Origin of the sequence: Marinobacter alexandrii (assembly GCF_005871205.1) — a bacterium.
GTDB lineage: Bacteria > Pseudomonadota > Gammaproteobacteria > Pseudomonadales > Oleiphilaceae > Marinobacter > Marinobacter alexandrii.
In genome coordinates this window covers 863,604-882,613 of sequence record NZ_SWKM01000012.1, presented here as the reverse complement: position 1 = coordinate 882,613, position 19,010 = coordinate 863,604, and the positions used below count along the sequence as shown (strand labels likewise).

22 protein-coding genes are annotated in these 19,010 nt (G+C 57.0%); 11 read left to right on the top strand and 11 right to left on the bottom strand.

The window, feature by feature from the left end; all coding sequences use genetic code 11:
- Positions 1–546: 546 nt before the first annotated feature.
- From FCS96_RS11000 to FCS96_RS10990, 3 genes are read right to left on the bottom strand one after another with little or no spacing between them, the layout of a single operon-like run.
- Positions 547–894, bottom strand: coding sequence for a DUF6488 family protein (locus FCS96_RS11000; protein ID WP_138440379.1), 348 nt, complete (start codon positions 892–894; stop codon positions 547–549).
- A gap of 29 nt (positions 895–923) precedes the next feature.
- The gene (locus tag FCS96_RS10995) at positions 924–1,523 is read right to left on the bottom strand and encodes a hypothetical protein (RefSeq protein WP_138440378.1); all 600 of its coding nucleotides are present in this window, start codon (positions 1,521–1,523) and stop codon (positions 924–926) included.
- A gap of 11 nt (positions 1,524–1,534) precedes the next feature.
- Entirely contained in the window at positions 1,535–2,266 is a 732-nt protein-coding gene (locus FCS96_RS10990; RefSeq protein WP_138440377.1) for a HupE/UreJ family protein, read from the bottom strand.
- Between FCS96_RS10990 and FCS96_RS10985 the strand changes: the two genes are divergently transcribed.
- The 5 genes from FCS96_RS10985 (at position 2,258) to FCS96_RS10965 (ending at position 5,139) form a co-directional block, all read left to right on the top strand.
- On the top strand, positions 2,258–2,698 hold the full coding sequence (locus FCS96_RS10985) for a hypothetical protein (protein ID WP_138440376.1): 441 nt from the start codon (positions 2,258–2,260) through the stop codon (positions 2,696–2,698). The genes FCS96_RS10990 and FCS96_RS10985 overlap by 9 nt on opposite strands.
- 378 nt (positions 2,699–3,076) lie before the next feature.
- Complete coding sequence (locus FCS96_RS10980) at positions 3,077–3,460, top strand: hypothetical protein (RefSeq protein ID WP_138440375.1); 384 nt, start codon at positions 3,077–3,079, stop codon at positions 3,458–3,460.
- 114 nt (positions 3,461–3,574) lie between these two features.
- A complete protein-coding gene (locus FCS96_RS10975; protein WP_138440374.1) occupies positions 3,575–3,835 on the top strand; it encodes a hypothetical protein in 261 nt (86 codons plus the stop codon).
- A gap of 76 nt (positions 3,836–3,911) precedes the next feature.
- Positions 3,912–4,415: a DUF411 domain-containing protein gene (locus FCS96_RS10970; protein WP_138440373.1), complete on the top strand. Its 504-nt coding sequence runs from the start codon at positions 3,912–3,914 to the stop codon at positions 4,413–4,415.
- Position 4,416: 1 nt separating this feature from the next.
- On the top strand, positions 4,417–5,139 hold the full coding sequence (locus FCS96_RS10965; RefSeq protein ID WP_138440372.1) for a cytochrome c biogenesis CcdA family protein: 723 nt from the start codon (positions 4,417–4,419) through the stop codon (positions 5,137–5,139).
- A 51-nt stretch (positions 5,140–5,190) separates the two neighbouring features.
- Here the strand turns inward: FCS96_RS10965 and merR are convergent, their stop codons facing one another.
- From merR to merT, 5 genes are all read right to left on the bottom strand, one after another.
- Complete coding sequence (gene merR, locus FCS96_RS10960; RefSeq protein ID WP_138440371.1) at positions 5,191–5,619, bottom strand: Hg(II)-responsive transcriptional regulator; 429 nt, start codon at positions 5,617–5,619, stop codon at positions 5,191–5,193.
- A 97-nt stretch (positions 5,620–5,716) separates the two neighbouring features.
- Positions 5,717–7,120 (bottom strand): mercury(II) reductase, encoded by a 1,404-nt coding sequence (merA, locus tag FCS96_RS10955; protein WP_138440370.1) that lies wholly within the window; start codon positions 7,118–7,120, stop codon positions 5,717–5,719.
- Positions 7,121–7,125: 5 nt separating this feature from the next.
- Entirely contained in the window at positions 7,126–7,365 is a 240-nt protein-coding gene (merF, locus tag FCS96_RS10950; RefSeq protein WP_138440369.1) for a mercury resistance system transport protein MerF, read from the bottom strand.
- Positions 7,366–7,367: 2 nt separating this feature from the next.
- Positions 7,368–7,664, bottom strand: a complete 297-nt coding sequence (gene merP, locus FCS96_RS10945) for a mercury resistance system periplasmic binding protein MerP (RefSeq protein ID WP_138440368.1) — start codon at positions 7,662–7,664, stop codon at positions 7,368–7,370.
- Positions 7,665–7,677: 13 nt separating this feature from the next.
- On the bottom strand, positions 7,678–8,040 hold the full coding sequence (gene merT, locus FCS96_RS10940; RefSeq protein WP_138440367.1) for a mercuric ion transporter MerT: 363 nt from the start codon (positions 8,038–8,040) through the stop codon (positions 7,678–7,680).
- Positions 8,041–8,203: 163 nt separating this feature from the next.
- Here merT and FCS96_RS10935 point away from each other — a divergent pair, with 163 nt between their 5' ends.
- The 6 genes from FCS96_RS10935 (at position 8,204) to FCS96_RS10910 (ending at position 14,357) form a co-directional block, all read left to right on the top strand.
- Positions 8,204–8,878, top strand: a complete 675-nt coding sequence (locus FCS96_RS10935; RefSeq protein ID WP_138440366.1) for a MerR family DNA-binding protein — start codon at positions 8,204–8,206, stop codon at positions 8,876–8,878.
- 4 nt (positions 8,879–8,882) lie between these two features.
- Positions 8,883–9,533, top strand: a complete 651-nt coding sequence (locus FCS96_RS10930) for a cytochrome c biogenesis CcdA family protein (RefSeq protein WP_138440365.1) — start codon at positions 8,883–8,885, stop codon at positions 9,531–9,533.
- Positions 9,534–9,672: 139 nt separating this feature from the next.
- Positions 9,673–12,099, top strand: coding sequence for a heavy metal translocating P-type ATPase (locus FCS96_RS10925; RefSeq protein ID WP_138440364.1), 2,427 nt, complete (start codon positions 9,673–9,675; stop codon positions 12,097–12,099).
- A 41-nt stretch (positions 12,100–12,140) separates the two neighbouring features.
- Positions 12,141–12,458 carry a heavy-metal-associated domain-containing protein gene (locus tag FCS96_RS10920; RefSeq protein WP_138440363.1) on the top strand — a complete coding sequence of 106 codons (318 nt, stop codon included), beginning with the start codon at positions 12,141–12,143 and terminating at the stop codon, positions 12,456–12,458.
- Positions 12,448–13,365 (top strand): transporter family protein, encoded by a 918-nt coding sequence (locus FCS96_RS10915; RefSeq protein WP_138440362.1) that lies wholly within the window; start codon positions 12,448–12,450, stop codon positions 13,363–13,365. The genes FCS96_RS10920 and FCS96_RS10915 overlap by 11 nt, the downstream gene beginning before the upstream one ends.
- A 14-nt stretch (positions 13,366–13,379) precedes the next feature.
- Complete coding sequence (locus FCS96_RS10910; protein ID WP_138440361.1) at positions 13,380–14,357, top strand: NHL repeat-containing protein; 978 nt, start codon at positions 13,380–13,382, stop codon at positions 14,355–14,357.
- 57 nt (positions 14,358–14,414) lie between these two features.
- Here the strand turns inward: FCS96_RS10910 and FCS96_RS10905 are convergent, their stop codons facing one another.
- Genes FCS96_RS10905 through FCS96_RS10895 form a run of 3 tightly spaced genes read right to left on the bottom strand, consistent with a single transcriptional unit; the run spans position 14,415 to position 19,004 of the window.
- The gene (locus FCS96_RS10905; protein WP_138440360.1) at positions 14,415–14,624 is read right to left on the bottom strand and encodes a hypothetical protein; all 210 of its coding nucleotides are present in this window, start codon (positions 14,622–14,624) and stop codon (positions 14,415–14,417) included.
- Positions 14,625–14,637: 13 nt separating this feature from the next.
- Positions 14,638–15,861, bottom strand: coding sequence for a TolC family protein (locus FCS96_RS10900; RefSeq protein ID WP_138440359.1), 1,224 nt, complete (start codon positions 15,859–15,861; stop codon positions 14,638–14,640).
- Positions 15,858–19,004, bottom strand: a complete 3,147-nt coding sequence (locus FCS96_RS10895) for an efflux RND transporter permease subunit (RefSeq protein ID WP_138440358.1) — start codon at positions 19,002–19,004, stop codon at positions 15,858–15,860. The genes FCS96_RS10900 and FCS96_RS10895 overlap by 4 nt, the downstream gene beginning before the upstream one ends.
- Positions 19,005–19,010: the final 6 nt, after the last annotated feature.

The following is a 19,010-nucleotide window of genomic DNA, read 5'->3' as shown; positions in this document are numbered from 1 at the left end:
TGTCGTATCAGCGTAACTAATTAATTCGGCAGCTATTGTGGTTTTATGTGGAGCCACAAAGACCACCACAAGGCTCTCATAATCCCTTGGTCGCTGGTTCGAGTCCAGCTGGGCCCACCATATTTCAGAGAGTTACGTTATCCCCTAACCCGGCTCCTAAACCTGGTGTCAACGACGTTATACGATCTCCTCCACAAGCCTGACAGCACAAACCAGACCAACAGATCCGCATACTGCTGGATAAGAGACTTCAATAAACCGGCAGAAAAAAGCTAACCGGAAAATAGCTAGCTACAACGAAACGCGCCATCACTACCCTTTGGTTATCCGAACTTATTTCCACTGAATCGCACGTTAAGATTGGCCGTACTTCCTGATTCATCTCCTAAGGCACCAGACTCACCCTCCAACAGCTATAGGCGTATTACAAGCAACCGCGAGGATACGAACAGCGTACCGACCACGGCATTCTCATAACTTTGATTCAAACAAACAGATAAAGGCCCGCAAACGCGTGGTTCGCGAGCCTTTGGTCTTCCTCAGGTTTTACAGTTCGCCGGAATGGTTGGCGCCAATCGGATTGCCAAACTCATCCACAAAAACAAACACATTCGCCTTGCCCTCTTCGACGGCGTCGGGATTCGCAAATTGTACTACCCACAATTTACCCGCTGACGTAGATCGCTGCTCAACTGCACCACTAGGCACATTTGCCCAGGTCGAGGCAATTTGCTCTGAATTAACAAGTTGCTTTATGACCCCGGCTGCTTTCTGAGTGGCCTGGTCTTTTGAAACAGGCTCGGAAACGCCATGGCTGTGCCCCGCCCCTGCAAGGGCATAGCCCGAAAAAGACAGGGCAATAACGACCATGATTGAGCTTAAGATTTTTTTCATGAGATAACTCCTTAGTGCAAATAGTTGGATTACTTTTTCGTGATACCGTTGTAGAAACCGCTAGTTTCAAGAACAACAGTGACCGTTTTGTCTCCGTTGTTTTTCCAATACCATCCGTGGGTACCGTCGAACGGTGCCTCGAATGCGCCACTGGCAGACGGCCTGTTTCGGCCCTGCCAGTAACTGGTGAAGTTGTCGCCATCATTGAATCGCTCACCATGCATATCGAAGTTCACGGGACCGCCCTCAGTAGTCCAGTTGAAAACCATGCGATCACCCTCGTTCATTGTGGCTTTTACTTCCAACCCTTCGTTCGGTTTCAAGGTAACGATTGTGGAATCAGAACTCAGCCTCCCTGAAGCTTTCCAGACAGGGCCCGCTGGCAGTGCAAGCATATTGCCCGATGAAGCCGGTGCGGTTTCAGTCGACGCTGACTCTGCAGCGTTCGCCTGGTTGAGCACGGTTAGTCCCATCGTCTGGCCAAGCCCCGTGGGATCAATGCCGTATTCCGCAGGAAGGATGGTTGTGATCAGAACAACGAGCCCTATAACCAGGGCTACGCCAGTCGCTTTAAAAAGGCTTTTTGAGGAAGGAAGTCCCTCACGATTCATGTTGGAAATGTCTTGCATGGCTTATCTCCTCAGGAAACGGTGTAAAGGCCGGTCAACTGATAACCCATCAGCACGAATCCGGCGCTCATTAGTAGGACGTTGGCTGCAAGTGCCTGACGAGGGAAAACATCAGCTCTGCGCCAGAAATTCATGGCAATCAGGATGATGCCCAAAGCCAGCAACTGGCCAATCTCCACACCGACGTTGAACGCAAGAATATTGGCGACCAACCCATCCTCTGAAAGAGTGAAGTCCTGGAGCTTCGTGGCCAGACCAAATCCATGGAAAAATCCGAAAACCAGAACCGCAGCCTTGGTATTCGGCTGGAAACCAAACCAGCGTCGAAAAGCACCGAGGTTATCCAAGGCCTTATAGACCACGGAGAAGCCGATAATGGCATCCACCAAATAGGCGTTAACGTTGGTCTCGCTGAGAACACCGTAGAGAAGAGTGACACTGTGCCCAACCGCAAACAGAGTGACGTAGATACCCACGTCCTTCATTCGGTAAAGGAAGAATATGACACCTGCCAGGAACAGGAGGTGGTCATAGCCGGTGACCATGTGCTTGGCACCGAGATAGATAAAGGGCAGTAATTGTGCCCCACTGGCTTGCTCTATAAACGTGGCGTCGCCTTCTTCAACGCCATGAGCATAAAGCAATGGAGAAAGAATTAGGCTAACAAGGGCTACCGCCAAAAGGGATAGCCAGCGCACGCCTGCGCCCACGCCTGAAAAGCGTGGAAACGGCATATGATTCATCGGTTAACTCCGAAATATCGACTGAATTTTTATACAAACGCTTTCGCGTCAATACTCAGCAAAATTTTCAGACTTTCGGAGGGCGATAGAGTGCGGACGTCTGCTCAGGCAGAGGAGACGGCGTTCTTTGAAGAGCAGGTTTGTCCTGCCTATGGGAAAGAGGCAACGCGGCCAGATCCAGAGGCACGTGCTTTTCAACTGCGCCAAGTGCATGGAGTATCAGATGATCTTGGTCCGAAATTTCCGGAGTGTAAATATGAAGGTGATCCAGAGAAGACGGATGGATATGACCATGATTCTCGACAAATTCTGCGAGAGAAAGGCTCTGTGAAGCCTCGTGGACGCTCTGATCTGAAGCCCAAACCGCACGAAAGAGCATTAGCAGTGACAGCACAGTCACTACCAAAAGACCCTTGCCTGTGGAAAATTTGAAACGGTTCAGAACCACGTCTGCTCTCATTGGCGTCGATAGTTGGTATCAGAGACTATCCAAGTCGGATCCGCTTTGTAAAGGTGTACTTTGGCACCCCTTACCTATGCGCTAGGTTAGGTTCATACGTTTGGCGAAAAATAATCACGGGAGTTCGACACTATCAACAATGCGTCAACGTAACTGCGCATATGCTGGCTTTATGTGGTCGTTTGATCGAGTCCAGTTAGGCCCGCCATTCTTCCTCTCCCTTGTATTCCTCCGTATTCTTGGAATCACAGTTTGTTCGCATTGGCCAAATAAAACTATGCCCAGCGCTTGACGTATGAGCTGCTCAAAGGTTTTAAAGTTTAAGCTCGAAAGTTGATCCGGAACGAACAATGCTTCTCCGCAACGTCACCGCAGCATTGCTGATTATTTTTCTATTTATCGGCTCCCTGTCACAGGGGATTGCCGGCGTGACAATAAATACAGCCGTCGACGCAACCAACAGTGGAACTCATTGCCACGGGTCGATTCTCATTTCTGCGGATGATGCAAAAGCAGGCCATGCGAAAACACCGATGAACTGCGGCAGTCCTGAGAAAACGAGTTGTTTACGGATCGCAGCACAATGCCCTCTCATGCCGCTGTATACGATCGCGGCCGCGACCTCCGTTCCACTCATCCAGCCTACCGCCTATTTTCGTGCCGCACCGACCAGTGCGGACTATCAAAGTCCTATTGCCGATGTTCTCACTCCTCCACCTGATTCGCTCTCCTGAACCGCTATGGGGTTATGGCCGGGCAACAAAACTCGGTCTTTAGTATCCGTTCATATACAAAAGCAGCTCTGGCAACGCTTACACGAGCCCAGACCTGCCCATAAGGAGATTACGATGAGAACGTCTATATTGAGAATGGCCGGTGCGGCTGTTGTTCTTGCAGCCACTATCGCCAGCGTTTCCGCTTTTGCTCACAAGCCCGAACAGCAAGGCATGGGCATGATGGGCGAACAAATGGAGGCAATGGGGGGCATGGCACACATGATGGACATGATGACCTCAATGTCCGTCGAGGACCGCTCCGCGATGCAGGCTGCTTGCATGGAAATGATGCAAGGTCATGACCAGGTGTCACCGGACAGTACCCGCCAGTAATCAGACACACGTACTTGGCTGGTGCCGCGTCAATAATAAGGCACCAGCCCTACTCAATTTTTTACAGGAACACATTATGAAAGCTTCTATCGCCGCAGGCTCAATCGCGTTTCTTGTGAGCGCATTTGCTATTGGATTTGAGCTTCAAGCTTCTGAGCCCACGACCGAAAACGGCGTGTCTGGTAAAACCGCTAATGCCATAACGGTCTATAAGAGCCCCAATTGCTCGTGCTGTGCCGACTGGGCGGAACACCTTGAACGCAATGGATTTGAAGTGAGCATTGAGAACACCAACAACATTAACGAAATCAAGATTCAGCACCAGGTCCCTCGAGACATGGCATCCTGCCATACGGGCATTATCGACGGCGTGGTGATCGAGGGTCATGTTCCAGCGGACGACATCAAGGCCTACCTGGAATCACCCTCTCAGCCTTTCGGCGACAAGACACTCGGCCTCGCCGTCCCTGGCATGCCCCATGGCACACCAGGCATGGAAACAGGCAGACAGGACAACTATGACGTGATGGCATTTACCGCCGACGGCAAGGTTCAAAGCGTCAAACGATACGAGTTCTGATATGCCGGACCTCGCAACCTGGGGCACTCTGGCCGCATTTATCGGCGGCCTTGTGTCCTTCTTCTCCCCCTGTACTCTCCCCCTGGTGCCCGGCTATTTGTCCGTGGTTACCGGCGGGGCGGTGAGTGACACCTCGAACCGACTGAAGGCTTTTTGGCTGAGCCTCTGTTTTGTACTGGGGTTTAGCCTGGTTTTCGTCGCGCTCGGTGCAAGCGCCAGCCTCCTGGGCCAATGGCTGATGGCCTATCGCCGGGAAGCCAATCTGGTGGCAGGCGCACTGATTGTGCTGATGGGGCTGTTCATGCTGGGTTGGTGGAGTATGCCCGCGCTGCAACGCGACTGGCGACTGGGGCAAACACTCGAAGGTGGGCGGCCGACGGCAGCCTTTGTGCTGGGTGTGGCCTTTGCCGTCGGATGGACGCCCTGTATCGGCCCCATACTTGGCGCCATTCTGGCTCTGAGCTCTACACACGCCAGTGCTGAAACAGGGATGCTGTATCTCGCCTTGTATTCGTTGGGGCTGGCGCTGCCATTCCTTGGAACTGCGTTGTTCATTGAACATTTTCGCAAGCGAGTACGCGGGCTCAGCCGTTGGAGCAGGCCATTGAGAGGTTTCGCTGGTTTGGTGTTAATTGTGATGGGCGTGATGGTATTAACCGGCCAGATGACCCGATTTGCTACCTGGATGCTATCCACATTTCCTGTTCTGGGAGGGCTCGGCTAATGTTTTAGAAAGGGAGGTGCCCCGCTTTTAGAATCTCAATAACGATTTCCCTCAAACCTCTGGGGCTTTGCTGATCCCGGTGTGCAATGACGCAATGAGAGGGCAGGCAATGTCCCCTTTTTGTTCATGGCATCGGGCGACCATATCGCTCAGAACACTCTCAATCCTCTCCAGATTTTTGATCTTTCCACGCACAGACTGCAGTTTGTGCTCGGCCAGGACACTGGCTTCCTGGCAGTGGGCACCATCTTCCAGCCGAAGTAGGTCGATAATCTCATCGAGACTGAAGCCCAGGTTCTGCGCCGATTTCACGAACGTCAATCGATCGATATCGGCAGAACCATAGCGTCTGATCCCACCAGGAGGGCGCTGGGGCTCCGATAACAGGCCCCGCCGTTGGTAATAGCGAATGGTCTCGACATGGACACCGGTCGCCTTGGCGAGCCCCCCGATGGTCAGTGGATTTACTTTATTCACCATGCGGGCTTACTCCGTAGTTGACTACGGCATTAGTTTACTTCATCAAACAAGGTCACTAATAGAGCATTTGCCCATGCAAACCATGGGCTGCCTTACCTTATCCTGCACAGCAGGATAGTTGTTTGACATCCTTGGTAAAGGTTTGAGCGCACAGTTTCAAACCTTCTACCATCGTCAGGTACGGGAACAGCTCATCGGCAATATCGTTGACGGTCATGCGCGCACGAAGCGCCATCACCGCGGTCTGGATCAGTTCGCCGGCCTCACCCGCCACGGACTGCACACCCAGTAACCGCCCGCTTTCACGTTCCGCGACCATTTTGATGAAGCCTCCGGTATCAAAATTGACCAGTGCCCTTGGCACGTTGTCGAGGGTGAGGGTACGGCTGTCAGTGACGAAGCCTCTTACCTCGGCGTCGGCTTCAGACAAACCGACGGTCGCAATCTGCGGATCGGTAAAGACCACCTCAGGCATGGCACTGAGATCCAGCCGCGCATCGCCACCGGTCATATTGACCGCTGCCCGACTGCCACCGGCAGCGGCGACATAAACGAACTGCGGCTGGTCGGTGCAGTCCCCAGCAGCATAGATGTCGGGCACGGTGGTACGCAGACAGTCATCGACTAAAATCGCCCCGCGGGCAGTCTCGACGCCGATAGCCTCCAGGTTCAGTCTGTCTGTGTTCGGTGTGCGTCCCACGGCCACCAGCAGCCGATCGGCCCGCAGCTCCCCCGCGTTCGTGGCGAGAACGAACTCCTCATTGGTATAGCTGATCTGGCTCGCCTGCGTGTTATTCAGAACCTTGATACCCTCGGCCTGGAACGCGGTTTCAATGGCCTCGCCAACAGCCGGGTCTTCACGGGAAAACAGCCGGCTACGCGCCAGGATGGTCACCTCACTGCCCAGCCGGGCAAACGCCTGTGCCAGCTCCACTGCCACGACGGACGCCCCGATGACAGTCAGCCGGTCTGGAATGGTGTCGCTGGCCAGTGCCGTGGTGGACGTCCAGTACGGCGTATCGGACAGGCCCGGAACCGGAGGAATGGCTGGCCGCGCACCGCTACCAATGAACGCTCTGTCAAAGCATACTTTGCTTTCCGTGCCGTCAGCTCCGGTAACCTGCAATGTATTGGCTTCGATAAACCGAGCCTCACCCCGCAAGACCGTAATGGCCGGATTGTCTTCGAGAATCCCCTCATACTTCGCGTGACGAAGCTCATCGACCCGGGCCTGTTGCTGAGCCAGCAACCGGGGCCGGTCAATAAAAGGCTCGACCGCCGCAATGCCCTCGTCGAACGGACTGCGGCGGCGCAAATGGGCAATGCGGGCGGCGCGGATCATGATCTTCGAGGGCACACAGCCGATATTGACGCAGGTGCCACCAAGGGTGCCGCGTTCAATCAGCGTCACCCGGGCTCCACGTTCCGCTGATTTCAAGGCGGCGGCCATGGCACTACCACCACTGCCAATCACGGCAATGTCCAGGTCATTGTTACTCATAAACATCACTCCCTAACGGATGAACTATTGCAGCAGGCGTCGTATTTCTTTTTGCGCCATAGGGCGTAACAGGTCAGGCCGATGAAAAATGCAAGTGCGGGAAACAGCACGTAATCCAGGTATCCAGTCAACGCAGCCAGGCCGACGGCCCCAAATACAACCACCAAAACCGGCGTGAAACAGCACAGCGCGACTACGACCGTGCCAATAACACTCGCTCGCAACAGGGTCTTGGGATTTTTCATGACTACTCCTGTTTCCCCTCAGTCTGTTTCAGTGTGGACGGGTAGCCCGCGTTGGTTGTGGCCTGAGTTAATGCTTCAACGGAGGTTTTCTCATCGTCGAAGGTAACCGTCGCATCACGCTCCTCATAGCGGACCTGGACAGAACTCACCCCACCAACCCTCTTGAGAGCGGCTTTGACGGTGATCGGGCAAGCCGAACAAGTCATTCCGGGAACCGACAAGGTCACCGTTTTTTGCGCCGCCAAGGCAGGCAGGCTGAACAGCGTGAACAGTACGGCAGTGATCAGGGACTTTCTCATGGTGCATTGCCTCTCAGTAAAATAGCGGTAAGACGAAAGGGAACGCCAACGCGGTCAGTATGAGCAGCGCGACGATCCAGAAGGTGATCTTGTAAGCGGTGCGCACTTGCGGTACTGCGCAGACCTCGCCCGGTTGGCAATCCTGCGCAGGCCGGTATATCCGACGCCAGGCAAAGACCATCGCCACCAGAGCAGCACCAATGAACCACGGCCGGTAGGGCTCCAGAGCGGCAAGATTGCCAATCCAGGCACCGGAAACACCAAGGGCGATCAGGACCAGAGGGCCAAGACAGCAGGCCGATGCGAGCACTGCTGCGACCCCGCCTGCGATTAACGACCCACGACCGGATTTGGACTCTGATTTCAACTCTGACATTACGATGGTTCCTTTCACGACTTTGCTGACTATCTTCAACATACTTCCGTAGCCAGCTACGGAGTCAAGCCCTTCACTCCTGTAGAATATTCAGCACTCTTGACCCCGTACCGTGGTACGGGCACTAATGTGAGCTGAGAATTCGTGAGGTGAGGATGCCGCCATGACTGACATGACCATTGGCAAAGTAGCTGACGTGGTGGGTGTCGGTGTCGAGACAATTCGTTTTTACGAACGCCGCAAGCTCATTGAACAGCCGCCACGTCCCAGGGAAGGTGGCTATCGGATTTACTCGGACGCCACGGTAAGGCGATTACATTTTATTCGCCGTGCGCAAGAGCTGGGCTTCTCCCTGCGTGAGATCGCTGAACTGCTCGGGTTGCGTGATGCAGACAGTAACCAGGCAGACGCAAGTGATGTACGCCAGCGGGCGCTAGCAAAGCTGAACGATGTTGACCAGAAGATTGACCAGTTACGACAAATCCGCCAAGGACTTGCGGCACTTGTAGACCGTTGTCCCGGTCAAGGTCCGTTGCAGTGCTGCTCGATATTTGATGCGCTGGAGCAGAGTTCGGGGCCTGATAGCAGGCTGACAATAAGTGAGGAGATAGACATGCAGACAATCAGGCTTTCAATCGGTGGCATGCATTGCAACGGGTGCGAGGAAATTGTCCGCCATGTTCTCGAACAGCAAACAGGTGTAAAGGGGTGTTCTGTCTCCCATAAAAGCGGTGAAGCCAGAGTGGCGGTTGACGAATCGATGATTTCGGACGAGCAACTTGCAGAGGCCGTACGCGGTGCGGGCTATTCTGCAAACATCATGAAGACGACCGAGTAGCCTCTTGGAATTTTCAGTTGCTTTGCCTCTGGCCACCGGCCTCGGGCTACTGGCCTTTATTGAGCCCTGTTCCGTAGGCAGTCACTTATTGTTCATCCGTTACCTCGAGGGCTTATCACAGCGGATGAAGATTGCTCACACACTGCTTTTTGCCCTGACGCGGGCCTCTTTGATGGCCGTGCTTGGCGTGATTGCCGTCTTCGTTGGAACCGCTTTCACCGGGTTGCAGCAAGGGCTCTGGGCTGTGCTCGGGAGTCTTTATGTAGTGGTCGGGCTACTCTACCTGAGTGGTGGCACGTCGTGGTTTATTTCGCTGGTGAACCGGTTTCTGCCACGCATTATCCGCATCCCTGGGGGGCCCGCGTTAGGCGTGGTGTTTGGTTTGAACGTGCCGGCCTGCGCGGCTCCCTTGCTTGCGGTGCTGCTCGGCGACGCCGCTGCCCGGGGTGCAACGGATGGCGCTGTTATCTTTGGTGCGTCAACCCTGATGGTGTTCGGGCTGGCGTTTTCCGCCCCTCTGCTGTTCATTGTTTTTACCGCCCGCGGCCGTCGTTGGCTTGAACAACTCACTCGGCTCGCGGGGCGTATGCCCCGCTGGACCGGCGCCATAATGGTTGTGCTGGGCGCCTGGACCTTTTGGCTGGCGCTGGCATAGACCAGCAGGCCCATAAACCCTCCCTCTTCGACAGTCTTTCTCCTCGAGTAAGAAGCTGATGTTTGCGACCACTTGACTCCGTATCTTGGTACGGGGCCTACCCTTGAAATGTGACTTCATTTCATCAAGGGGATGCATCATGAACACAGCAGTGACAACCGCTGACGACGATACCCAGCCCTGGAGTCTGGAATCAACGGCGGACCCCGACATTCAACGGGTCAAGGCTCATATCGGTGGACTGCACTGCTCGCTGTGTACGGGCACTATTGAAAGCGCGCTGGGCAAGAAATCCGGCGTGCGTCGGGTTGCAGTGAGCCTGACTCACGAGCAGGCGCTGGTGGAGTTCGACTCTCGGGAGAACAGCGCCGAGGTTCTGATGGGTACCTTGCAGCAGATCGGCTACACCCTGAGCGACCCGCGCAAGGTGGAACCGTTCGAACGCCAGGAGCAAGCGCTGGCGATTGAACGCAATCGGTTTGTCGTCGCCCTGGCCATGAGCCTGGCAGCGGTCGGACTGATCGTTGATTTTACCTCGGCCTGGACCTTCGGGCTTTCCGCAGTGGTTTACGTCAGCTTGGTTCTGTTCGGCTTCGCGGTGCTGCGCGGCCAGGGTAGGTCAGCCGCGCTCACGGGCACGGCTCTGTTGGCGGCTGGCGGACTGGCATTCCTCGCGCTACGCACCGCCGGCGTTTTGGGCGGCTATGAGCCGTTGGCCGTCGGTGCGCTGGCACTGGGCATGGTGTTTGGCGTGGCACGGCAAATGTTGAACATGGCCTTTCAGGCGTTGCGCCGTGGCATCCTCAACCAGCACGTACTGGTGGAAATCGGTGCCTTCGCAGGGCTGACCGGGGGCGCCATCGGCCTGATCGCATCGCCCGAAGGTTATCCCACGGCGGCGTTTTTCGCCGTCTCCGTCATGGTACTGACCTATCATCTGTTCTCCGAATGGCTGTCGCTGATCGTCAAGACCCGCAGCTCGCAATCGGTCAAGCGGTTGCTGGACCTGCAGCCGGAGACGGCGCGCGTCGTCACCGAGGACGGTGAGCGTGACATGCTCGCAGACCAGGTTGAGGTTGGTATGCGGGTACGTATTAGGCCTGGAGAACGCATTCCCTTGGACGGAGAGGTGGTTGAAGGCGGTTCGGCCGTGGACGAGTCCCTGATCACGGGCGAGCCGCTACCGGTGGAGAAAACCACTGGCGATACCGTCGTGGGCGGCGCCATCAACGGCTCCGGCACCCTTCTTCTGCAGGTAACGGCCATCGGCAGCGAAAGCTTTCTCCAGCAAGTGATCAGCAGCATCGAGGATGCACGCGCACTCAAGCCGGGATTGCTGCACCTGGTGGATCGCGTACTGCGGATCTATACGCCGGCCGTGCTGATCATATCGGCCCTCGCCTTTGGCTTCTGGTCGGTCGGTCCCGAACTGATTGGCGGCGAGCCGGGCCTCGAACGAGCCGTTTTTGCCGCCTTGACCGTGCTGGTCATGGGTTACCCTTGCGCCGTGGGCATCTCAGCACCCCTATCCATCGTACGTGGCGCAGGAGAAGCTGCGGACAAGGGCGTACTGATGCGCACCGGCGAGGCTTTTCAGGCCCTACGCAAAGTGAACAAGGTGGTGTTCGACAAAACCGGCACTCTCACCGAGGGCCGCCCCGCTGTGCGCTCTCTGTACAGTGTGGATGGCAACGACGATGCGCTGCTGGCGCTGGCTGCAGCCGTGGAGGCGGTCTCGGAGCACCCGCTGGGGAGGGCCGTCGTTGAAGCGGCACTTGAAAGAAATGTGGACTTCCCGGAGATCGCCGATTTTCAGGCGGAATCCGGCCGTGGTGTCACCGCGCAGGTGAATGGCAAACAGGTATTGGTGGGCAGCCCGCGTTTTGCCGAAGCGGCCGGCGTGGAGATGACATCCGTTGCCGATGCCGTGGAAGCCGACGAGGCGCAGGGCCATACGGTAATCGTGGTGGCCCGCGACGGCACTTTGTTGGGCACCATCGCACTCGGTGACGCTCTGCGACCTGATGCCGCCGACACCATAGCCAGCTTACAGTCGATGGGCATCCGCACCGCCCTGTTGACTGGCGATAACGAACGCACCGCCCACCACATCGCGCAACAGGCCGGTATCGATGAAGTGCATGCTGGCGTGCTGCCCGAACAAAAGGCGGACCAACTGCGAACGATGCAGCGAAGCCAGCGAGTCGCCATGGTCGGCGACGGCATCAATGACGCCCCTGCCCTGATGCAGGCGGACGTGGGTATCGCCATGGGAGGCGGCACCGACATCGCCATTGATGCCGCCGATATTATCATCCTCAACAGCCGGGTGGACGCCGTGGTGACGGCAATAGACATCAGCCGTTGGGGCTATCGCAAAATGCTCCAGAACGTCAGCCTGGCCTTTCTGTTCAACGGTATCGGTATTCCGCTGGCCAGCACGGGGCTGATTTATCCGGTCTGGGCGATGGTGGCCATGGCAGCCAGCGTCACAGCCATTTTCATTAATTCACTGTGGCAACGCCCGGCCCTGTTTTTCGATACGGTCGCGAGCGTGAATAATTGACCAACTCGTTTGTAAGCTACCCCCTGAAAAGAGGATTCGTCATGTTTAAAAAATGGTTCCTGATGTTAGCAGCGTTGGTGTTCAGCGTTGCCGCGCTGGCCGCCGACAAACACTACGTATTGGGCGTGGACGGCCTGGCCTGTCCCTTCTGTGCCTATGGCATCGAGAAACGTCTGAATAAAGTGGATGGCGTCACCGGCGTGGAGGTGGACGTCGGAAAAAGTACGGTGCGTGTCACCCTTCAGGAGGGCAAGCCTTTCTCTGAGGAGCGGGCACGTCAGGCTGTCGAGGAGGCCGGCTTCACGCTGCGCTCCTATTCAGAGGTCGAAGGCGAAACAGGAGGCAGCGATGTGCAATAACAACCATACAGTCGGCTTGTTCCTGCTGGTCGGTGCCCTGGCACTGACCGGTGTGCCTGCGGCACAAGCTGCACCCAACACCTTTAACACGGCTCTGCCGGTGCCGCAGGGTGAAACCATCTGGCGGGAGCAACTGGTCTTACGAGAGCGTTCCGATGGTGGGCCCATGGATCGCGAAGTCTCGGTCCAGGCTCTGGGCAGCGTACTCGGTTATGGCATAACCTCGAAGCTGGCGGTGTTCGGTGTCGTCCCTTACTTTTTCAACAAGGCACTGGACGTCACCACACCCATGGGCCGGATTGAGCGCGATACCGGCGGCATCGGCGACGTCTCGCTGTTCGGGCGTTACACGGTTTACCAGGACGACTTCACCGGTGGCACCTTCCGGGTCGCGCCGATTTTCGGGCTCACTGCACCAACCGGGGACAGTGACGACCGCGATCGTTTCGGCGAACTGCCACGCCCATTGCAGGTTGGTGACGGAGCCTGGGATGGGTTTGGCGGCGTGGTAGCCACCTATCAGACTCTGCAGTACCAAATGGACGCGCAGTTACTTTACCGCGAAAACGGGCGCCACGACGGCTTCGCCCACGGCGACGAGACCCGCCTCGACGCCTCACTGCAATACCGGATCTGGCCGTTCAGCCTTAAAGGCATCTCCGGCACGCCCGGCTTTACCTACGCCCTGCTAGAATCCAGCCTCGTTCACCGCGAGCGCAACGAGATTGACGGTGGTACCGATGCCAACTCCGGTGGTACCCAATGGCTGCTGGCGCCGGGCGTGCAATACATCACCCGGCGGTGGGTCGTCGAGGGCACGGTACAACTGCCGGTGGCCGAAGATCCCAATGGTGATGCCATTCAGGACGATTACATTGTACGCGTTGGCTTTCGCCGCAATTTCTAGGGGTTGAGGACATTATGAGAAACGTTGGTAAATGGCTGGCCTACAGTACGCTCGGGCTGGTGGCAGCACTCACCCTGCTTGGCTGCGCGGGCGGAGCCATCAACTGGAACCAGGAACCGCCCTACTCGCTAAATCTTGCCTGGGGTGAAAAAGGCAGTGGCCCGGGGCAGTTTGATGACCCGACGGGCATTGCCGTAACGGATACCGAAGTGTTCGTGTCCGATGCCCGCAACGGGCGCATTCAGGTTTTCGATCACCAGGGGCACTTCAAGCGTGAATTCGGTACACCCGGCGATGGGATCGGTGAGCTCGGGCGCCCCATGAACCTGACCATTCACGACGACAAACTCTACGTGCCCGAGTACATGAACGACCGGATTCAGGTATTCAGCCTGGCTGGCGAGCCGCTGAGTGCCATTGGCAGCCCCGGCAAGGGCCCCGGCCAGTTCAATGCGCCGGGCGGTGTTGCCGTAGCGGACAACGGTGATCTGTTCGTGGTCGATTTCTACAATCACCGTGTGCAACATCTGAAAGCGGATGGCTCATTCGTCAAACAGTGGGGAACAACCGGGAAGACTGGCAGGGGTGCCGGCGAGTTTACCTATCCCACCGACGTGGCGCTGGGCAAGGATGGGACTCTCTACGTGGCCGATGGCTATGGTAATCGTGTCCAGGCCTTCGATACGACGGGCGACTTTCTGCGCAAGTGGGGAGGCCCCTTCGCCATCGGCCTTTACGGGCCGTTCAAAGGCTGGTTCACAACCACAACGTCCATCGCCCTGGGGCCCAACGGTGAGGTCTTTGTGGCCGACTTCTACAATGACCGGATCCAGAAATTCACCGCTCGGGGCGACTATCTCACCGCATTCGGAACGCCACCTGAGAACCCCGGCCACACAGCGATGGCGGTTGACGTTGGCCGTGATGGAGCGGTGTGGAGCGTGAATTTTGCCGACAACCGGGTTGAGAAATGGAAAGCTATTAACCCATAAGGCTTTCCATATCCCGAATTCAACCCGGTTTTTTTATGCCCTGACTAAACTCCGGGCTTACCGATTTCGCAGGTATTTGATCAGTGCCAAGATGCCCAACACCAGTAGCGTGATCAGCAGTAGCGGCATAATCATCATGGGCAGCATCATCCAGCCCATGCCAGACATCATGGAATTGCACGCCTCCCAGAACCCACTCTCGGGGGCCGCTAGCGCAACCCCGGGTAACAGAATCAGTGTGGATAGCACGACCAAAAATAGTTTCATGGTTAATCTCCTTTTAGTTTGATACACCGGTGATTTTCAGGGCTTCGTAGCGAGCCCTGGCACTAAACAGGTCGCGAATGACCGCTTCCCGGGTGAGCTTTACGCCAGTGAGCTGTCTTGCGCTGTTGATGGCATCTTCCAGTCTGCCAGTGCCGCTGGCCAGCTCGTTCAGGCTGGCTTCCCAATGGGCGCTCTGGTTGGGAAGATGTCGCTGATCAAGAATTTCAAGGCGGCCGTAGCCTGCCTGAACGGACGCCTTTACATCACCAATTGACGCCAGCAAATCGCGGTGGGCCTGAGTGGTTTGCCACTGTCGCTGAGAGACTTCGGCCGCGGCCCTGCGAACGGCACTGTTCTGTCGTTGCCCGCTGAACGGAATCTGAATGCCCACGCCCACCATCCAGCGCTTGCTTTCGTCAGCCCACAGGCTGTTGTAGCCTGCACTGGCTGTAAATGTGGGCCTGCGGTCGGCTTCCGCTGCATCCAGCCGGGCCTGGGCTTTTGCAGTTCGTGCCTCTGCGGCCTGAACCAGTGGGTGATCGGTTTCCACGGGGATATCCGCCACCATTGGCATGCGGGGAGGCACGGGCAACACCAGCTCGGATGGTTGCGGGCGACGCCCCAATAAAGGAATCAGGCTGGCGGAGAGGCGACCCTGTTCAGCCTGAAGCTCAACCAGTTGCGCATCCAGAGTATCCAGTTCCGTTTCTATCCTGAGCAACTCGCTCTGGGTACCTTCGCCGTATTCCAGTCTTTGCCGGGTTATGTCCGCTAATTGTTCCACCAGGGCGCGGGTCTCGTGATGCAACTCAATAGCCTGGGCCGAATACCATAAGCGGGCATAGGCCTCCTTAACGGAGGCGGTCAGTTTCCTTGTCTGCCACAGGGTGTCCTGTCTTGCAGCACGCACGCCCGCCTCCGAGGCGCCACGGGACGCCGATAGCTGATCCGGCCACGGCAGTTTTTGACTGACTTCAAATCGGTGCCCGACCATATTGGGACCTTCAAGCGTTTCGGGTGCAATGCCGTACTTGACGACAGGGTCAGCCCAGGCATCTGAACCTTCCACGTCCGCCTCCGCTGCCTCGATTGCGGCCTGCTGCGCACTCAGGGAGGCGTTGTTGGCCAGCGCCTCCGCAATCCATTGCTCCAACGTTTCACGGGTTTCTGCCACAGCCGGCATCGAAAGTGCGATGAATGCCGCCAGAGTTGCCTGAATTCCAAGGCGTCGAATCATTGGATCGCTCCTTTTTGGGCAAGCTTTTTCAAACGGGTGCGCTGCCAGAGATAGAAAATCACCGGAATCAGCAGCAGGGTCAGGATCAACGTGGTGACCATGCCACCGATCATCGGGCCGGCGATGCGTTGCATTACTTCCGAGCCGGTGCCACTACCCAGCATGATGGGCACCAGGCCAGCTACAATGGCCGCGAAGGTCATCATGATCGGACGCACCCGTTGCGCAGCCCCGTGGCTGATGGCCTGGCGCAGGGCATCAGCCGACAGTTTCCCGGGCTGATGATCAACGGTCTCCAAAGCGTTGTGCAGGGACTGGTTCAGGTACACCAGCATCAGTACACCGATTTCCACCGCGACTCCGGCCAGGGCAATAAAACCGACGGCCACAGCCACGGACAGGTTGTAACCCAGCAGATACATCAGCCAGATTCCGCCGATCATGCCGAATGGCAGGGTGCCGAGGATAATGCCCACCTCTGTCAGGTTGCGGAAGTTCAGGTACAACAGGATGATGATGATCGCCAAGGTCAGCGGGACCACCAGCGTCAGGCGTTCCTTGGCACGCTGCATGTACTCATATTGGCCGGACCAGGCCAGAGAATAGCCGGCGGGCAGATCGATCTGTTTCTGCACCACGGACTGCGCCTCCCTTACCCAACTGCCCAGATCCCGGCCCTCGATATCCACTAGAGTCCAGCCATTGATACGGGCGTTTTCCGACTTGATCATGGGCGGCCCCTTGTCGATCCGGATATCCGCCACATCCGCCAGCGCGATACGCTGGCCGTTGGGTGTCACCATCGGCAGCAGGCGCATCTGCTTCACCGAATCCCGGTAACCCTGGGGATAGCGCAGATTGATGGGATAGCGCTCCAGACCCTCCACCGTGCTGGCCACGTTCATGCCGCCAATCGCGGTGCGTACGACCGATTGAATGTCTGCGATATTCAGCCCGAAACGAGCGGCAGCCTCGCGCTGTATATCCACCTTGATATAACGTCCTCCGGCCACCCGCTCTGAAAACGCTGAGGCTGTGCCGGGTATGTCAGTCAACACCCGCTCGAGCTCTTCCCCTATACCCTGGATCACTGCCAAGTCAGGGCCGGCCACCTTGATGCCCACCGGGGTCTTGATGCCGGTGGAGAGCATGTCAATGCGGGTTTTGATGGGCATGACCCAGGCGTTAGTGAGGCCCGGAAGTCGGACGGTCCTGTCCAGTTCCCGGCGCAGGGATTCCGGCGTCACGCCGGGTCGCCACTGGTCCCTTGGTTTGAACTGGATAAAGGTTTCAATCATGGTCAGCGGGGCAGGATCGGTGGCCGTATCGGCGCGGCCGATTTTGCCGAACACGGTCTCCACTTCCGGAATACTGGCAATCAGCTTGTCGGTCTGTTGCAGAATCTGCCGGGCCTTGCCAATGGAAATGCCGGGATAGGTGGTGGGCATATACATCAGATCCCCCTCATCCAGAGGCGGCATGAATTCACTGCCCAGCTTGTTGGCCGGCCAGAAGCCGATGATCAGCACCACCAGGCCTCCGGCAAGCATCAATGCCGGCCGTCGCAAAGCCCAGCCGATAATCGGTCGGTACAGGGCGATCAGCAGTCGGTTGATGGGGTTGCGATGCTCAGGCAATACCTTGCCACGAATGAAATAGCCCATCAGCACCGGCACCAGGGTAATGGCCAGCCCCGCAGCGGCTGCCATGGCGTAGGTCTTGGTGAACGCCAGCGGCGCGAAGAGCTTGCCCTCCTGAGCTTCCAGGGTGAAGACCGGCAGAAAGCTCACGGTGATGATCATCAGTGAGAAAAACAGCGCCGGCCCCACCTCACCAGCGGCCCGTGACATGACGGCCCATCGGTTTTGCGGTGTCAGCGGGGTTCGCTCCATGTGTTTATGGACGTTCTCCACCATCACTATGGCCCCGTCCACCATGGCGCCGATGGCAATGGCAATACCACCGAGGGACATGATGTTGGCGTTAATGCCCTGGGCGTGCATCACCACAAACGCCGCGAGGATACCCACCGGCAGGCTGACGATGACCACCAGAGAGGAGCGAAGGTGAAACAGGAATACCGCGCAGATCAGGATGACCACCAGGAATTCCTGCAGCAGCTTCCCATACAGGTTGTCCACAGCGTTGTTGATCAGCGTGGAGCGATCATAGGTAGGCACGACTTCTACGCCATCGGGGAGGCTGGCTTTGATATCCTCAAGCCGTTGTTTAACCCCCTCAATGGTTGCCAGTGCGTTTTCGCCGAAGCGCATTACCACGATGCCACCGGCCACCTCGCCTTCGCCATTCAGTTCGGCGATACCCCGACGTATCTGGGGCCCTAACTGGATATCTGCCACATCCTTCAGCAACAAGGGCTTGCCGTTATCGCTAACACCTAGAGGTACATGGCGCAGGTCATCTTCGTTCTGCAGATAGCCGGTAACCCGTACCATGTATTCCGCCTCGGCCATCTCCACCACGGAGGCGCCGGTTTCCTGGTTGGCGCTGTTGATGGCGGCATGAATGCGCTGCAGCGTGATGTTGTGGGCTCTCAGTCGGTCCGGATTCACCACCACCTGGTATTGCTTGACCATGCCGCCAACGCTGGCCACCTCGGACACACCGGGCACGGTCTGCAATTCAAACTTCAGGAACCAGTCCTGAATAGCCCGCAGTTCCGAAAGATCATGCTGACCGATGCGGTCCACCAGGGCGTAGGAGTATACCCAGCCAACGCCGGTAGCATCCGGCCCCAGCTCTGGTTTGGCGGCATCGGGCAATTGCCCGGCCACCTGGCTCAGGTACTCCAGTACCCGGGAGCGAGCCCAGTACAGGTCGGTATTGTCATCGAAAATCACATAGACAAAGGAATCGCCAAAGAAGGAATAACCCCGAACCGTCTTGGCGCCCGGCACCGACAGCATGGCGGTGGTCAGGGGATAGGTCACCTGGTCTTCCACCACCTGGGGTGCCTGGCCCGGATAGGGGGTTTTGACGATTACCTGCACATCCGACAGGTCCGGTATGGCGTCAATGGGTGTTTCCCTGACGGAGTAGAACCCCCACCCCGTCAGGATGAGGGTGGCGAGCAACACAAAAAAACGGTTATGAAGCGACCACTGGATAATGGCGTTAATCATGAGCTG

What these genes read in the sequence shown, in the direction of transcription:
- FCS96_RS10985 (WP_138440376.1), top strand. Translation starts at nt 2,258, where the DNA reads ATGATTCATCGGTTAACTCCGAAATATCGACTGAATTTTTATACAAAC.
- FCS96_RS10995 (WP_138440378.1), bottom strand. Translation starts at nt 1,523, where the DNA reads ATGCAAGACATTTCCAACATGAATCGTGAGGGACTTCCTTCCTCAAAA.
- merR (WP_138440371.1), bottom strand. Translation starts at nt 5,619, where the DNA reads ATGGTGAATAAAGTAAATCCACTGACCATCGGGGGGCTCGCCAAGGCG.
- FCS96_RS10980 (WP_138440375.1), top strand. Translation starts at nt 3,077, where the DNA reads ATGCTTCTCCGCAACGTCACCGCAGCATTGCTGATTATTTTTCTATTT.
- FCS96_RS11000 (WP_138440379.1), bottom strand. Translation starts at nt 894, where the DNA reads ATGAAAAAAATCTTAAGCTCAATCATGGTCGTTATTGCCCTGTCTTTT.
- merT (WP_138440367.1), bottom strand. Translation starts at nt 8,040, where the DNA reads ATGTCAGAGTTGAAATCAGAGTCCAAATCCGGTCGTGGGTCGTTAATC.
- FCS96_RS10910 (WP_138440361.1), top strand. Translation starts at nt 13,380, where the DNA reads ATGAGAAACGTTGGTAAATGGCTGGCCTACAGTACGCTCGGGCTGGTG.
- FCS96_RS10915 (WP_138440362.1), top strand. Translation starts at nt 12,448, where the DNA reads ATGTGCAATAACAACCATACAGTCGGCTTGTTCCTGCTGGTCGGTGCC.
- FCS96_RS10900 (WP_138440359.1), bottom strand. Translation starts at nt 15,861, where the DNA reads ATGATTCGACGCCTTGGAATTCAGGCAACTCTGGCGGCATTCATCGCA.
- FCS96_RS10905 (WP_138440360.1), bottom strand. Translation starts at nt 14,624, where the DNA reads ATGAAACTATTTTTGGTCGTGCTATCCACACTGATTCTGTTACCCGGG.
- FCS96_RS10895 (WP_138440358.1), bottom strand. Translation starts at nt 19,004, where the DNA reads ATGATTAACGCCATTATCCAGTGGTCGCTTCATAACCGTTTTTTTGTG.
- FCS96_RS10925 (WP_138440364.1), top strand. Translation starts at nt 9,673, where the DNA reads ATGAACACAGCAGTGACAACCGCTGACGACGATACCCAGCCCTGGAGT.
- FCS96_RS10920 (WP_138440363.1), top strand. Translation starts at nt 12,141, where the DNA reads ATGTTTAAAAAATGGTTCCTGATGTTAGCAGCGTTGGTGTTCAGCGTT.
- merP (WP_138440368.1), bottom strand. Translation starts at nt 7,664, where the DNA reads ATGAGAAAGTCCCTGATCACTGCCGTACTGTTCACGCTGTTCAGCCTG.
- FCS96_RS10970 (WP_138440373.1), top strand. Translation starts at nt 3,912, where the DNA reads ATGAAAGCTTCTATCGCCGCAGGCTCAATCGCGTTTCTTGTGAGCGCA.
- FCS96_RS10990 (WP_138440377.1), bottom strand. Translation starts at nt 2,266, where the DNA reads ATGAATCATATGCCGTTTCCACGCTTTTCAGGCGTGGGCGCAGGCGTG.
- merA (WP_138440370.1), bottom strand. Translation starts at nt 7,120, where the DNA reads ATGAGTAACAATGACCTGGACATTGCCGTGATTGGCAGTGGTGGTAGT.
- FCS96_RS10935 (WP_138440366.1), top strand. Translation starts at nt 8,204, where the DNA reads ATGACTGACATGACCATTGGCAAAGTAGCTGACGTGGTGGGTGTCGGT.
- merF (WP_138440369.1), bottom strand. Translation starts at nt 7,365, where the DNA reads ATGAAAAATCCCAAGACCCTGTTGCGAGCGAGTGTTATTGGCACGGTC.
- FCS96_RS10965 (WP_138440372.1), top strand. Translation starts at nt 4,417, where the DNA reads ATGCCGGACCTCGCAACCTGGGGCACTCTGGCCGCATTTATCGGCGGC.
- FCS96_RS10975 (WP_138440374.1), top strand. Translation starts at nt 3,575, where the DNA reads ATGAGAACGTCTATATTGAGAATGGCCGGTGCGGCTGTTGTTCTTGCA.